At 71.5% G+C, this 14,573-nt stretch carries 11 protein-coding genes; 6 read left to right on the top strand and 5 right to left on the bottom strand.

The annotated features are described in order from the left end of the window. Window positions 1-100: 100 nt before the first annotated feature. The 5 genes from ACIRB4_RS05870 (at window position 101) to pepN (ending at window position 9,338) form a co-directional block, all read left to right on the top strand. Window positions 101-643, top strand: a complete 543-nt coding sequence (locus tag ACIRB4_RS05870) for a CGNR zinc finger domain-containing protein (RefSeq protein WP_403288729.1) — start codon at window positions 101-103, stop codon at window positions 641-643. Between the two features lie 217 nt (window positions 644-860). Continuing rightward, window positions 861-4,178 carry a S8 family serine peptidase gene (locus ACIRB4_RS05865; RefSeq protein WP_403288728.1) on the top strand — a complete coding sequence of 1,106 codons (3,318 nt, stop codon included), beginning with the start codon at window positions 861-863 and terminating at the stop codon, window positions 4,176-4,178. A 210-nt stretch (window positions 4,179-4,388) separates the two neighbouring features. Further along, the gene (locus tag ACIRB4_RS05860) at window positions 4,389-5,408 is read left to right on the top strand and encodes an aspartate-semialdehyde dehydrogenase (protein WP_403288726.1); all 1,020 of its coding nucleotides are present in this window, start codon (window positions 4,389-4,391) and stop codon (window positions 5,406-5,408) included. Window positions 5,409-5,519: 111 nt separating this feature from the next. Continuing rightward, on the top strand, window positions 5,520-6,710 hold the full coding sequence (locus ACIRB4_RS05855; protein ID WP_403288725.1) for a TerD family protein: 1,191 nt from the start codon (window positions 5,520-5,522) through the stop codon (window positions 6,708-6,710). 51 nt (window positions 6,711-6,761) lie between these two features. After that, on the top strand, window positions 6,762-9,338 hold the full coding sequence (pepN, locus tag ACIRB4_RS05850; RefSeq protein WP_403288723.1) for an aminopeptidase N: 2,577 nt from the start codon (window positions 6,762-6,764) through the stop codon (window positions 9,336-9,338). A 142-nt stretch (window positions 9,339-9,480) separates the two neighbouring features. Here the strand turns inward: pepN and alc are convergent, their stop codons facing one another. From alc to ACIRB4_RS05830, 4 genes are all read right to left on the bottom strand, one after another. Next, window positions 9,481-10,614 carry an allantoicase gene (alc, locus tag ACIRB4_RS05845; protein WP_403288722.1) on the bottom strand — a complete coding sequence of 378 codons (1,134 nt, stop codon included), beginning with the start codon at window positions 10,612-10,614 and terminating at the stop codon, window positions 9,481-9,483. Window positions 10,615-10,679: 65 nt separating this feature from the next. Next, a complete protein-coding gene (locus ACIRB4_RS05840; RefSeq protein WP_403288721.1) occupies window positions 10,680-11,594 on the bottom strand; it encodes a LysR family transcriptional regulator in 915 nt (304 codons plus the stop codon). Between the two features lie 10 nt (window positions 11,595-11,604). Continuing rightward, a complete protein-coding gene (locus tag ACIRB4_RS05835) occupies window positions 11,605-12,558 on the bottom strand; it encodes a DMT family transporter (protein ID WP_403288719.1) in 954 nt (317 codons plus the stop codon). Window positions 12,559-12,582: 24 nt separating this feature from the next. Continuing rightward, window positions 12,583-13,521: an EamA family transporter gene (locus ACIRB4_RS05830; RefSeq protein WP_403288718.1), complete on the bottom strand. Its 939-nt coding sequence runs from the start codon at window positions 13,519-13,521 to the stop codon at window positions 12,583-12,585. Window positions 13,522-13,668: 147 nt separating this feature from the next. Between ACIRB4_RS05830 and ACIRB4_RS05825 the strand changes: the two genes are divergently transcribed. Continuing rightward, the gene (locus tag ACIRB4_RS05825; RefSeq protein ID WP_403288717.1) at window positions 13,669-14,187 is read left to right on the top strand and encodes a MarR family winged helix-turn-helix transcriptional regulator; all 519 of its coding nucleotides are present in this window, start codon (window positions 13,669-13,671) and stop codon (window positions 14,185-14,187) included. 151 nt (window positions 14,188-14,338) lie between these two features. Here ACIRB4_RS05825 and ACIRB4_RS05820 read toward each other — a convergent pair whose 3' ends face one another. Next, entirely contained in the window at window positions 14,339-14,566 is a 228-nt protein-coding gene (locus tag ACIRB4_RS05820; protein WP_315893271.1) for a hypothetical protein, read from the bottom strand. Window positions 14,567-14,573: the final 7 nt, after the last annotated feature.

Below are 14,573 nucleotides of genomic sequence, written 5' to 3'. Positions count from 1 at the left end.
GGCGGGCTAACCGCTGAATGGGACTTTAGGGGTTAGCCGCCGGGAGCGTCAACCGGTCACGTAAACTTGAAGGGTTAGCACGACGAGGAGGGCGTCCGCCATGACCGTTTCCGACCCCCGGCCGCTCACCGGCGAGCCCGTCTCCCTCGATCTGCTCAACACCCGCTGGAACGAGGACGGCACCGGCCAGGACCTGCTCACCGGCACCGACGGCCTCGCCGTCTGGCTCGCCGCCAACGGGCTGGACGACCGCTTCGCCGCCGACGCGGCCACCCTCCGCCACACCCTCGCCGCCCGTGACGCACTCGCCGGCCTCGTGGACCGGCCCGGCGACCCGGCCGCCGTCGCCCGCGTCGACGCGGTTCTGGGGCACGGCCGGATCCGGGCCACCCTCACCCCGGAGGGGCCGGGCGAGGAGGCCGAGTTCGAGGACGCCGCCTGGGGGCCCGGCTGGACCGCCGCCCGGGACTACCTCGACCTGCTGCGCACGGCGCCCGACCGGATCCGGGCCTGCGCCCACGAGGCGTGCGTCCTGCACTTCTTCGACACCTCGCGGAACGGGACCCGGCGCTGGTGCTCCATGGCCGTCTGCGGCAACCGGGCCAAGGCCTCGCGGCACTATGCCCGTACAAAAGACAACTAGTCCCCCCGCAGACAACCGGTCCCCCCGCCCGAGCCCTTCGGCTCGCCCCGGTTGAGGACGATTCATCCCTCGTGGCGCATGTCCCGCAGTGGCGGATGTGCGCCACACGCGCATCCCGCCACCGCTGGACTCTCCCCAAACCCCTGTCACTTACGAAAGGCTGAGCGGTCATCCGGTACCGAAATCCGGACCCTCTCTTTCACCACCAGGGATGTAAATGACCACCCCCGAAACTCAGAGCTCCATACCCGGGCGCTCGGCCCCCGGGCACAGACGCGCGGCACGCATCGCCGCCGCCGCCGGACTCGTGACCGCGCTCATCGCGGCCGGTGCCGCCCCGGTCCTGGCCGCCGATGACCCGGCGGCCACTCCGCCGGTCAAGTCCTCCGACTCCGCCGACAAGCTCGGCGCGACCGACGCGCAGCGCCTCTCCGAGGCCGAGGCCACCGGCGAGAAGAACGTCACCCTCCTCGTCGCCACCGCCCCCGGCGCCACCGAGCAGGTCGCCGGCCAGCTCGACGCCGTCCAGGGCGCCTCGGTCGGCAAGCGGGAGGACGGGCTCGGCTACGTCCGCGCCACCGTCCCCACCGCCAAGGCGGAGGCCGCCATCCAGGCGGCCGCCAAGCTCTCCTCCGTCCAGTCGATCGACCTCCAGGCCGAGATCAAGCTGGACGACCCCACCCCGGACGCGGGTGTCGCGGGCTCCGTCGAGGGCACGACCGTCACCTCGACGTACCCGGCCCCCGGCAAGAAGACCCCGGCGAAGAACCCGTACAACCCGGCCCACGAGACCGGCGCCGTGGAGTTCGTCGAGGAGCACCCCAAGGCCGACGGCCGCGGTGTGACCATCGGCATCCTCGACTCCGGTGTCGACCTCGGCCACCCGGCCCTGCAGAAGACCACCACCGGCGAGCGCAAGATCGTCGACTGGGTCACCGCCACCGACCCGCTGACCGAGGGCGACGCCACCTGGCGTGCCCAGGTCACCCCGGTCGCGGGCCCCGTCTTCACCGCCGCGAGCCAGAGCTGGAAGGCCCCCGAGGGCTCGTACCAGTGGAGCCGCTTCAGCGAGTCGATCACCGCGGGCGGCGACCCGGCCGGTGACATCAACCGCGACGGCGACAAGACCGACGTCTTCGGCATGCTGTACGACCCGGCCGCCGGGACCGTCCGCGTGGACTCCGACCAGAACAACGACTTCACGGACAACGCGCCGATGAAGCCGTACAAGGACGGGTACCAGATCGGCTACTTCGGTACCGACAACCCGGCCACCGAGGTCGTCGAGCGCACCCCGTTCGTCGTGGAGATCCGCAAGGACGTCGCGATGGACCCGCTCGGCGGCAGCTGGGTGGGCCAGAAGCGGGACTTCGTCAACATCGGCATCGTCGAGTCCTCCCACGGCACGCACGTCGCCGGCATCACCGCCGCCCACGGCCTGTTCGGCGGCAGGATGAACGGCGCCGCGCCCGGCGCGAAGCTCGTCTCCTCGCGCGCCTGCACCTGGACCGGCGGCTGCACCAACACCGCCCTCATGGAGGGCATGACGGACCTCGTCGTCAACCGCGGCGTCGACATCGTCAACATGTCGATCGGCGGCCTGCCCGCGCAGAACGACGGCGACAACGTCCGCGCCCGCCTCTACACCCGTCTGATCGACGAGCACGGTGTCCAGCTGGTCATCTCGGCCGGCAACTCCGGCCCGGGCATCAACACGATCGGCGACCCCGGCCTGGCCGACAAGGTCATCTCGGTCGGCGCGGCCATCTCCAAGGAGACCTGGGCCGCCAACTACGGCTCGGCCGTCGAGAAGAAGTACGCCATGTTCCCCTTCTCCTCGCGCGGCCCGCGTGAGGACGGCGGCTTCACCCCGACCATCTCCGGTCCCGGTTCGGCCGTGAACACCATCCCGACCTGGCAGGCGGGCTCGGGCGTGGCCGAGGCCGGCTACACGCTGCCCGCCGGTTACGGGATGCTCAACGGCACCTCGATGTCCTCCCCGCAGGTCGCGGGCGCGAGCGCGCTGCTGCTCTCCGCCGCGAAGCAGAAGGGCGTGGAGCTCTCCCCGCTCACCCTGCGCACGGCGCTCACCTCGACCGCCAAGCGGATCTCCGGTGTCGCGGCCCACGAGCAGGGCTCCGGCCTGATCGACATCAACGAGGCCTGGGAGTCGATCGAGGACGGCGCCACGGCGCACGACTACAAGGTCCAGGCCCCGGTCGACACGACGATCTTCCCGGCCCCGCGCACCGGCACCGGTGTGTACGACCGTGAGGGCGGCCTCAAGGTCGGCCAGAAGAAGGTCTACGACGTCACCATCACGCGCACGAGCGGCCCGAACCGGACCATCGAGCACGAGCTGGACCTGAAGTACAACGACGGCACCTTCCGGATCCTCGGCGACGACGAGGTCGACCTGCCGCTGAACAAGCCGGTCACCGTCAAGGTCCAGGCCCGGCCCACCACGGCCGGTGTGCACAGCGTGATCCTGGAGGCCGACGACGAGCGCACCGAGGGCGTCGACAAGCAGATCCTGTCGACCGTCGTCGTCGCGAACGACCTGGTCGCACCCGGCTTCGGCGCCTCCGCCACCGGCTCGGTGCAGCGCAACAGCCACAAGTCGTACTTCGTGACCGTCCCGGCGGGCGCCAAGTCCCTGGAGGTCGCCCTCGGCGGTCTCAAGGACAAGAGCCAGACCCGGTTCATCGCGATCCACCCGTACGGCGTGGCGATCGAGTCCACCGCGTCCACCGCGTGCTACCCGCACTACAACCCGGCCAACACCTGCCGTCCGGACCTGCGTTCGTACGCCAACCCGACGCCGGGCGTCTGGGAGATCGAGGTCGAGTCGCGCCGCACCTCGCCCGACCTGGACAACCCGTTCAAGCTGGACGTCCAGGTGCTCGGCGCCGCCTTCGACCCGGCGGTGCAGACCGTCGCCGAGGCGAAGGTCGGGACCCCGGCGCCGGTCGAGTGGAAGGTCACCAACAAGTTCGCCGCGATCAACGGCGCGCTGAAGGGTGGCTCGCTCGGCTCGGCCAAGGTCGAGACCCCGACCATCAAGCACCACGAGCAGCAGACGAAGACCGTCACCATCGGTGAGGGTGTCGAGCGGCTCGATGTCGTGATCGGCAACACCTCGGACAAGGCCGCCGACCTGGACCTGACGGTCCTGCTCGACGGCAAGCAGGTGGGCCAGGCCGCGGACGGCGACTCGGAGGAGGCCGTCTCGCTGGTCAAGCCGGCCGCCGGTACCTACACCATCGTGATCGACGGCTACTCGGTGCAGGCCGAGGGCGGCACGACCTTCGACTACAAGGACGTGTACTACTCGTCCTCGCTCGGCAGCGTCCGGGTCGACGCGTCGAAGCCGGTGACGCTGGCCAACGGCGCGAGCGCCCAGGTCGGCGCCGAGGTGCTGGTCGCCGGTGCCGCGCCCGAGGGCCGGCAGTTCTTCGGCGAGGTCCAGCTGCTGAACGCGCGCGGCACGGTCGCGGGCTCCGGCAGCGTCGTGATCGGCAAGGTCACGCCGTGATCGTCTAGGTCACGCCGTGGTCGCCCAGGCCACGACGTGACACACGCCGCACCAGCGGTGAACACCCGCTGAGCGGGTAGGGGGCGGGCGCCGGAACCGGCGCCCGCCCTTCCTATGTCCCGACCCTTGGACAATGGATTGGACAAGGCGCCCGGTGCCATACGCATCATGGACCGGCAGCACCCTGCACAAACGTACGGAGGAGTCCCCGTGAAGGTCGGAATCGTCGGAGCCACCGGTCAGGTCGGCACAGTCATGCGCAAGATCCTGACCGAGCGCAACTTCCCGGTCGACGAGCTGCGGCTCTTCGCCTCCGCCCGCTCCGCGGGCACGGTCCTCGACGGGGTGACGGTCGAGGACGCCTCCACCGCCGACTACACCGGCCTGGACATCGTGCTGTTCTCCGCCGGCGGCGCCACCTCCAAGGCGCTCGCGGAGAAGGTCGCCTCCCAGGGTGCCGTGGTGATCGACAACTCCTCCGCCTGGCGGCGCGACCCCGAGGTGCCGCTGGTGGTCTCCGAGGTCAACCCGCACGCGATCAAGGACCGCCCCAAGGGGATCATCGCCAACCCGAACTGCACCACGATGGCCGCGATGCCGGTCCTCAAGCCGCTCCACCAGGAGGCCGGCCTGACCGCGCTCGTCGCCACCACCTACCAGGCCGTCTCCGGCTCGGGTGTGGCGGGCGTGGCCGAGCTGCGCACGCAGGCGTGCGCCGTGGCGGAGAACGCCGACCAGCTGGCCTTCGACGGCGAGGCCGTCGAGTTCCCCGAGCCCGCCGTCTACAAGCGTCCGATCGCCTTCAACGTCGTCCCGCTGGCCGGCTCGATCGTCGACGACGGCACCTTCGAGACCGACGAGGAGCAGAAGCTCCGCAACGAGTCCCGCAAGATCCTGGAGATCCCGGAGCTCAAGGTCTCCGGCACCTGCGTCCGGGTCCCGGTCTTCTCCGGCCACTCCCTCCAGGTGAACGCCCGCTTCGACCGCCCGATCAGCGTCGAGCGCGCGTACGAGCTGCTCAAGGACGCCGAGGGCGTCGAGCTCTCCGAGATCCCCACCCCGCTCCAGGCGGCCGGCAAGGACGCGTCGTACGTCGGCCGGATCCGCGTGGACGAGACGGTGGAGAACGGTCTCGCGCTCTTCCTCTCCAACGACAACCTGCGCAAGGGGGCCGCCCTGAACGCGGTGCAGATCGCGGAGCTGGTGGCCCAGGAGCTCAAGGGCGCCTGATCCTCCTCGCGGCCGACCGGCCCGGAACCTGGCCGACCGGCCTGGAACCTGCCTCCGGCGGAATTCGGACAACGCGTTCGAATACCCTCCGCCGGGTGGCAGGATCCGACCATGACCCACTTACCGAAGGGCGCCGACATCCCGGTGCCGGAGCGGGCCCTCCAGGTCGCGGTCGCCTGGCGGACCGGGCCCGGAGTGCCCGACGTGGACATCTCGGCCCTGCTGCTCGACGCGGGCGGACGGGTGCGGGGTGACACCGACCTCGTCTTCTACAACCACGGCAAGCACGCCTCGGGCGCCGTACGGCACCTGGGCAGGTCCGCGCCCGGGGAGCCGGGCTCCCCGGCCGCGGACTGGCTGTGGCTGGATCTCGCGCGGGTGGAGCCGTCCGTCGAGCGGATCCTGATCGCCGCCTCCGCCGACGGCGGCGTCTTCGGCCAGGTGCCGGCCCTGGACATCCGGGTCACGGACACGGCGGGCGCCCCGGCCGCGTACTTCGCCCTCGGCGGCGCGACGACGGAGACGGCGTTCCTCTTCGGCGAGTTCCTCCGCCGGGACGGCGGCTGGAGGTTCCGCGCCGTGGGCCAGGGGTACGTGTCGGGGCTCGCGGGCCTGGTGACGGACTTCGGCATCGTGGTGGAGGCCCCGCCGGAACCCCTCCCCGGCCCCGGCTACGTCCCGCCCCCTCCCCCGGCCGCCGGTGACGACCCGCCCGCCGTGCCCGCCGCCCCCGTCGATCCCTTCTCCGTCCCCTTCCGCCCCTCCACCCACCAGGGCCGCGGCAAGGAGACCGTGCGCTGCGACCCCGCCATCCCGCCCGGCTGGGCGCTCCTGGAGATCCAGACCTCCCACTCGATCTCCACCACCATCGAGTCCTGCGACGAGCACGGCCGCGCCGCGGAGTTCCTGCTCACCGCGTACGAGGACGACGTCCGGGCGCGCACCGTCGCCGTCGTCCCCCGCGGCCGGCCCCTGACCCTGCGGGTCGAGGCCGACACCCCCTGGAACCTGCGGGTCCTGCCGCTCACCCACGCACGCCGTTTCGACGGCCGCATCGAGGGCGTCGCGCACGATCTCGTCGTCTACGACGGGCCGCCGGCCGTCCTCGACTTCGTCCACCACGGCCGGTCCGACTTCACCGTCCACCAGCACACCCCGCCCGCCGAGCCCGCCTACGACGCCGAGGACCAGGAGCTCCTGGTCAAGGAGGTCGGGCAGGTCCGGGTCAGCGCTCCCGTGTCCGGGCCGGCACTGCTGCGCATCAGCGGGGACGGGCCCTGGAAATGCTCGGTGCGCCGGTGAGTACGCCGTGGAAGGATGGGCCAAACGTCACGAAACCGAGGAGTTGACCGGGTGCCTGGCACAAACCTGACCCGTGAAGAGGCGCGGCAGCGGGCGAAGCTGCTGACCGTGGACGCGTACGAGGTCGCACTGGACCTGTCCGGTGCGCAGGAGGGCGGCATCTACCGGTCCGTCACCACCGTCCGCTTCGACTGCGCCGAGGCCGGCGCCGAGACCTTCATCGACCTCGTCGCCCCCGCCGTGCACGAGGTCGTGCTGAACGGCCGCGAGCTCGACGTGGCCGCCGTCTTCCGGGACTCGCGGATCAAACTGGCCCATCTCCACCAGGGCGCGAACGAACTGCACGTCGTCGCCGACTGCGCGTACACCAACACCGGTGAGGGCCTGCACCGGTTCGTCGACCCGGTCGACGACCAGGCCTATCTGTACACGCAGTTCGAGGTGCCGGACGCCCGCCGGGTCTTCGCGGCCTTCGAGCAGCCGGACCTGAAGGCGACCTTCCAGTTCACCGTGAAGGCGCCGAGCGGCTGGACGGTGATCTCGAACTCGCCGACGCCAGAGCCCAAGGACGACCTCTGGGTCTTCGAGCCGACCCCGCGCATCTCGACGTACATCACCGCGCTGATCGTCGGCCCGTACCACTCGGTGCACTCCTCCTACGAGAAGGACGGGCAGACGGTCCCGCTGGGCATCTACTGCCGCCCGTCGCTGGCCGAGTACCTCGACTCGGACCACATCTTCGACGTCACGCGCCAGGGCTTCGACTGGTTCCAGGAGAAGTTCGCGTACGACTACCCCTTCGCCAAGTACGACCAGCTCTTCGTGCCCGAGTTCAACGCGGGCGCGATGGAGAACGCGGGCGCGGTCACCATCCGCGACCAGTACGTCTTCCGCTCGAAGGTGACGGACGCGGCGTACGAGCGCCGGGCCGAGACGATCCTGCACGAGCTCGCGCACATGTGGTTCGGCGACCTGGTCACCATGGAGTGGTGGAACGACCTGTGGCTGAACGAGTCGTTCGCCACCTACACCTCGGTCGCCTGCCAGGCCTCGGTGCCGGGCACCCGCTGGCCGAACGCCTGGACCACCTTCGCCAACGCGGAGAAGACCTGGGCGTACCGCCAGGACCAGCTGCCCTCCACGCACCCGATCATGGCCGAGATCAACGATCTGGAGGACGTGCTCGTCAACTTCGACGGCATCACGTACGCCAAGGGCGCCAGCGTGCTGAAGCAGCTGGTCGCGTACGTCGGTGAGGACGAGTTCTTCAAGGGCGTGCAGGCGTACTTCAAGGCGCACGCCTTCGGCAACACGCGCCTGTCGGATCTGCTGGGCGCGCTGGAGAAGACCTCCGGCCGTGACCTCAAGGCCTGGTCGAAGGCGTGGCTGGAGACGGCCGGCATCAACATCCTGCGCCCGGAGATCGAGACGGACGCCTCCGGTGTCATCACCTCGTTCGCGGTCAGGCAGGAGGCGCCCGCGCTTCCCGCCGGCGCCAAGGGCGAGTCGATCCTGCGTCCGCACCGGATCGCGATCGGCTTCTACGACCTGGACGAGGCCGGCAAGCTGGTCCGTACGGAGCGGGTCGAGCTGGACGTCACCGCCACCGAGCTGACCTCCGTGCCGCAGCTGGCGGGCAAGGCCCGACCGGCGGTCGTGCTGCTCAACGACGACGACCTGTCGTACGCCAAGGTCCGGCTCGACGAGGTGTCGCTGAAGAACGTCACCGCGCACCTCGGGGACTTCACCGAGTCGCTGCCGCGCGCCCTGTGCTGGGCCTCGGCCTGGGACATGACCCGCGACGGCGAACTCGCCACGCGCGACTACCTGGAGCTGGTGCTCTCCGGCATCGGCAAGGAGAGCGACATCGGCGTCGTCCAGTCGCTCCAGGGGCAGACGAAGGCGGCCCTGGACCTGTACGCGGCGCCGGAGTGGCGCGAGACGGGCCTGAACCGGTGGACCGAGGCGACGCTGGCGCATCTGCGCGCGGCCGAGCCGGGCAGCGACCACCAGCTGGCCTGGGCGCGGGCGTTCGCGGCGACCGCCCGCACGCCGCAGCAGCTCGACCTGCTCGCCGGTCTTCTGGAGGGCCGGGAGACGATCGAGGGCCTGGCCGTCGACACGGAGCTGCGCTGGGTGTTCGTGCAGCGGCTCGCGGCGGCCGGGGTGTACGACGAGCCCGAGATCGCCGGCGAGCTGGCGCGCGACAGGACGGCGGCGGGCGAGCGCCACGCGGCGACCGCCCGGGCGGCCCGTCCGACGGAGGCGGCGAAGGCCGAGGCGTGGGCGTCGGTCGTGGAGTCCGACAAGCTGGCGAACGCCGTGCAGGAGGCGGTGATCGGCGGCTTCGTCCAGACCGACCAGCGCGAGCTGCTGGCGCCGTACACGGTGAAGTACTTCGCCTCCATCAAGGGCGTCTCGGAGACCCGCAGCCACGAGATGGTCCAGCAGATCGTGGTGGGCCTCTACCCGACGATCCAGGTATCGCGGGAGACCCTGGACGCCACCGACGCGTGGATCGAGGCGAACGACCCGTCCCCGGCGCTGCGCCGGCTGGTGACGGAGTGCCGCGCGGGCGTGGAACGCGCCCTGAAGGCCCAGGCGGCGGACGCGGCCGCGGCTCGCTAGGGACTGGTGAAGACGCCGACAGGGGCGCCCTCCCCCGCGGGGCGCCCCTGTCGGTGTGCTCTCGGTGTGCCTTCGGTGGGCTTGAGGTCCGCCCGGCGGGCGGGCGTCGGCACGCGGCCGCGCCGCCGGGCGGAAACCGGTGTCAGCCGCTCAGCTGCTGGTGGCGGCGGCGCAGGTCGGCCGCGCCCTGCTCCGTGAGGGTGCCGTGGAGCCGCATGCGGGCCACGCCCCCGTCGGGGAAGGCGTCGAGGCGGACATGGGTGACGACGGCCTGGGCCGGGAGCTTGAAGCGGTGCAACGTGTCGGGCTGGAGCCTGGTCCGGGGGATGATCTCGAACCATTCGCCGGCCTCGCCGTCGCGGCCTTGGAGGGCGATCCAGCCGGCCGAGTTGCCCTTGAGGTAGGCGGTGTCGATCTCGACGGCGCGCACGGCGCCCTGGGCGGCGAGCCGGAAGCGGACCCAGTCGTTGGTGCCGCGGACCCGGCGGCGGCGGTTCTCCCAGCCGTCGTCCATCTTGCGGGAGGTGCCGGGCAGGATGATCTGGGTCGGTGAGGAGTAGAACCTGTCCGACGCGTCCTCGTACACCCCGCCGTTGAGTACGGAGACAAGGTCGAGGGTGCCGAGCAGCTCCAGCCACTCGGGGTCGGGCACGACCTCGCCGTGGACCCGGAGCCGGGCGATGCCGCCGTCGGGGTGCTGGCAGAGGCGGATGTGGGTCCAGCGTCGTTCGCTGTCGATCGCGAAGCCGTTGGCGGCGTGGCCGCGGACGGGGGTGGGCGGGACGATCTCCTCCCACTTCACGTCGTCGGCGAGGAGCTGCTCGGGGCTGGGCGAGCCTTCGACGGCCGTGGCCTGGACGGAGACGCGCTGGGGGTAGTTGCCGCGGAAGTGGGCGGTGTCGACGACGATGCCCCGGATGACGCCGGGGGCGCCGAGGCGGACGATCGCCCAGTCGTGGTCCTCGGGGGCGGGGAAGACGTTCTCGGCGTCGGCGCCACGGCGGCGGCGGGTCTCCCAGCCGTCCATGATCTTGCCCTTGTGACCGAAGTGCTCCGGGTCGAAGACGGCGCGCTCGCGGACGAGGAGGTTCTCCCGCTCGGCGAAGAACTCGTCGTTGGCGGCGACGACACCGGCGCCGAGACGGCGGTCGGCCAGGTCGACCAGCTCGGTGAAGGGGAAGTCACCGGTGCGGTAGTCGGCGTACGGGTCGCCGCCGCCGTAGGGGGCGGCGTCGTTGGCGTGCGGATCCTGGTCCTGGCTCGTCTGGAAGGTCATGCCCCGACCTTCCCGCGCCGGGAGCCCTCAGGTCCATCGAATGTTTTCGATGGACGTTTTCAGTTCTACTGAACGGTCTCGCGCGCTGCCGCGGCCTGCCGGAGCGCCGTGAGGACCCGGGCGACGGCGGGGCCCTCCTCCGCCCCGCGCCGTACCGCCGCGACGACATGGCGGCGCGGCTGGTCGGCGGAGAGGACGCGCATCACGACGCCCGCGCGCCGTTCGGCGGAGGCCATGCGGGGCACGAGGGCGATCCCCATGCCGGCCTCGACCATGGCGAGGATCGCGGTCCAGCCCGCCGCGCTGTGGGCCTGCTCGGGCACGAAGCCGGCGGCCTCGCAGGCGGCGGTGGTGATCTCGGACCAGGGGCCGGAGCCGCCGAAGATCCAGGGCTCGGCGGAGAGGTCCGCGAGCCGCAGCCCGGGTGCGCCGGCGAGCGCGTGCCCGCTGGGCAGGGCGACGTCGAGCGGGTCGGCGAGCAGGGGGACGCGGCTGAACTTGGGGTCGCGTACGGAGGGGGCGTGGGCGGCGAGCGAGAGTGCCAGGTCGACCTCGCCCGCGGTGAGCAGTTCGTACGCCTCCGCCGCCTCGGCCTCGCGGACGCGGACGCCGAGCCCGGGGTGGGCGGTCCGAAGCTGCTGGACGGCGGGGACGACGAGCGCGGGCACGGCCGTGGAGAACGCCGCGACCCGCACCTCGCCCGCCTCACCGCGCAGATACCCGTCGAGTTCGGCGTCAGCCCGCTCGAGTTGGGCGAAGACGGCCTCCGCGTGCCGGAGCACCAGATGGGCGGCGTCGGTGAGCCGGACCCGGCGGCCCTGTGCCTCCAGGAGCTGGACGCCGAGTTGCCTGGCGAGGTTGGTCAGCTGCTGGGAGACGGCCGAGGGGGTCATGAGCAGAGCCTCCGCGGTCGCGGTGACGGTGCCGCGATCACGGAGGGTACGGAGGATCTGGAGCTTCTTGATGTCCCACTCGGTCATGGGGCGCAACCTATCGGGCGGTTCGTTTCCGGTGGGCCGAGGCCAGGGCGACTCCGCCGAGGATGAGGGCCATGCACGCCCCGCCGAGCAGTCCCAGCTCCTCGCCGAGGAGCACGTACGAGAGCAGGGCGACGCAGACCGGCTGGAGGTAGTACACGGCTCCGGCGCGGGCGGCGCCGATCAGGGCGATGGCCTTGTTCCAGGCGAAGAAGGCGACGGCGGAGGAGAGGACGCCGACGTAGAGCAGGGGGCCCACGGTGCCGGTGGCCGGCTCGAAGCCGCCTTGGACGGCGAGGCTGATCGCGTACGCGGGCAGCAGCATCAGCGCGCCGAGCACGAAGGTGGTGAGGAGGAAGGCGAGGGGGTCGATCTCGGTGGGCTTGCGCTTGAGCAGGGCGCTGTAGGAGGCGAAGGAGAGGGCGGCCGCGAACATCCACAGGTCGCCGGCGGTGAGGTCGATCGTGAGCGAACCCCTGCCGACGAGCAGCAGCACCCCGAGGGCGGCGAGCAGCATCCCGGCGGTGCGGCGCGCGCCGAGACGTTCGCCGCCGAGGCGGGAGAAGAGCGCCATGATCACCGGCGACGCGGCCATGATCATGCCCATGTTGGAGGCGGAGGTGGTCAGTCCGGCCTGGTGCACGAGGGTGTTGTAGAGGGCGATGCCGAACAGCGAGGCGAGGGCGACGAAGCCGAAGTGGCGGCGGATGAGGGCTCGTTGGCTCCAGGTCCGCCGGGCGGCGAGCGGGGCGACGGCGAGGAGGGCGATGATCCAGCGCCAGAAGACGGCCTGCACGGGCGGGACGGAGTCGGCCATGTCCCGGGTGGCGACGAAGCTGCCGGACCAGACGACCGTGGCGACGAGCGCGAGGAGAAGGCCGAGGCCGGCTCCCCGCGCGAGGTTCTCCGCGGTGGCCGGCTCGTCGGTCGTCCTCGGTGCGGTCCGGACGCGGTCCAGGAGTGCCACGGTGGTCCTTTCTGTTGCGTGGCCCTACCGTCGCACCCTCGGACCATCCAGGTCCATCGAAAGTTTTTCACTTATTATTTCAGCAGAACTGAATGGTCCACGCTTCGGCGTACGGGGGCTCAGCTGGCCCGTCACCGTGGCACTGAAGGCGATCACCATGCCGAGCAGTTGCACCGGGCCGAGGGCCTGGCCGAGCGCCGCCCAGCCGATGACGGCCGCGGTGATCGGCGAGAGCGGGCCGAGGAGGGTGGCGGAGGAGGCGCCCAGCCGCTCGATGCCCCGGAACCAGAGGACGTAGGAGATCGCGGTGTTGCCGAGCGCGAGGTAGACGTAGCCGCCGAGGTTGGTCCCGGTGAGGGCGGGCGGGGCGCCCTCGATCAGGAGCGCGATCGGCAGGATCATCAGGCCGCCCGCGGTGAGCTGCCAGCCGGTGAGCGCGAGGGCGCCGATCCCCTCGGGGCGGCCCCAGCGCTTGGTGAGGACGACGCCCGCGGACATCGAGAGGGCGGAGAGGAGCCCGGCGGCCACGCCGACGAGGTCGAGGGCGGCGCCCGCCTTGAGCACGACGAGACTGACGCCGAAGGCGGCGGCAACGGCCGTGAGCAGGGAGCGCACGGTGGGCCTGTCACCCAGGAGGAGGGCGGCGAGGCCGACGACGAAGAGGGGGCCGACGGAGGCGACGACCGCGGCGACGCCGCCGGGGAGCCGGTACGCGGCGAGGAAGAGCAGTGGGAAGAAGGCGCCGATGTTGAGGCCGCCGAGGACCGCCGCCTTCCACCACCACGCACCCCTCGGGAGCTTGCGGGTGACCGCCAGGAGCAGGAGCCCGGCGGGCAGGGCGCGCATCAGTCCGGTGAAGAGCGGCCGGTCGGGCGGCAGGAACTCGGTGGTGACGACATAGGTGGAGCCCCAGGAGATCGGGGCGAGGGCGGTGAGTGCGACGACGGCGGCCTTGCGGGACATGACGGTTCCCCCTGATCCGGAATGCCGGGGCTCGCGCCCCTGCGGGACCCGGACCACTTGGCTTGACGGTAATTAACTTAGCAATAAGCTACTTACTTGCAAGTGGCTTTCTTGTCATCGAGCGGAGAGAGGGAGGAGACTGACGCCATGGAGAAGCACACCCCGGGCCCCGGCCCCGCCCACGACCCCGTCGACGCGATCATCGACCAGTGGGCTGCTGTCCGGCCCGATCTGGAGACCCTCCCGATGGCCGTCTTCGGGCGGATCTACCGGCTGGCCGCCGCCATGCGCGGCCGGGTGGAGAAGGCGTACGCGCCGTACGGCATGGGGCTCGGCGAGTTCGACGTGCTGGGGACCCTGCGCAGGTCCGGGGAGCCGTACACGCTCTCACCGCGTGAGCTGGCCGCCACGCTGATGATCACCACCGGCGGGATGACCGGCCGGCTGGACAAGCTGGAGAAGGCGGGACTGCTCAGCCGCAGCCCCGACCCGAACGACCGGCGCGGGCTGCGGGTCACCCTGAGCGAGCACGCCCGGGAGCTGGTGGACCAGGCCGTCGGGGCCGGTCTCGCCCAGCAGCGGGCGGCCCTGGAGTCCGCGCTCACCGAGGAGGAGGCGGAGCAGCTGGCCGGACTGCTGCGCAAGCTGCTGGCGACCACGGCCTGAACGCACGTGCGGGGCGCCACGGCCGTGAACGCACGCGAGGGCGCCGCGGCCCGGACGCGCACGACGGCGCCGCACGGCCGGAAAGCACGCGAGGGCGCCGCACGGTATCGCGTACCGTGCGGCGCCCTCGCGGGGAACGTCGAGGAGGCGGTCAGGCCTTCTTGGACTTGTCGAGCACCATGACCAGACCGGCGATCACCAGGAACAGCACGATCGGTGCCGCCACGTACAGGCCGAGCGTCTCGACGACACTCAGCTTGGGGGCCGGGTCGTCACCGTCGTCGCGGGTGAGCGCGAGCGCGGGGGACGACATGAGCAGCATCATCAGCGTCGTACCGGCCGCGACAGCACCGGCGCGCAGGGCGTTCTTCTTGTCCACGGTGCAA

The organism is Streptomyces sp. NPDC093600 (assembly GCF_044764755.1).
Taxonomy (GTDB): Bacteria; Actinomycetota; Actinomycetes; order Streptomycetales; family Streptomycetaceae; genus Streptomyces.
Note: the sequence above shows the minus strand (reverse complement) of the source record. Positions and strands in the feature narration are given on the sequence as shown.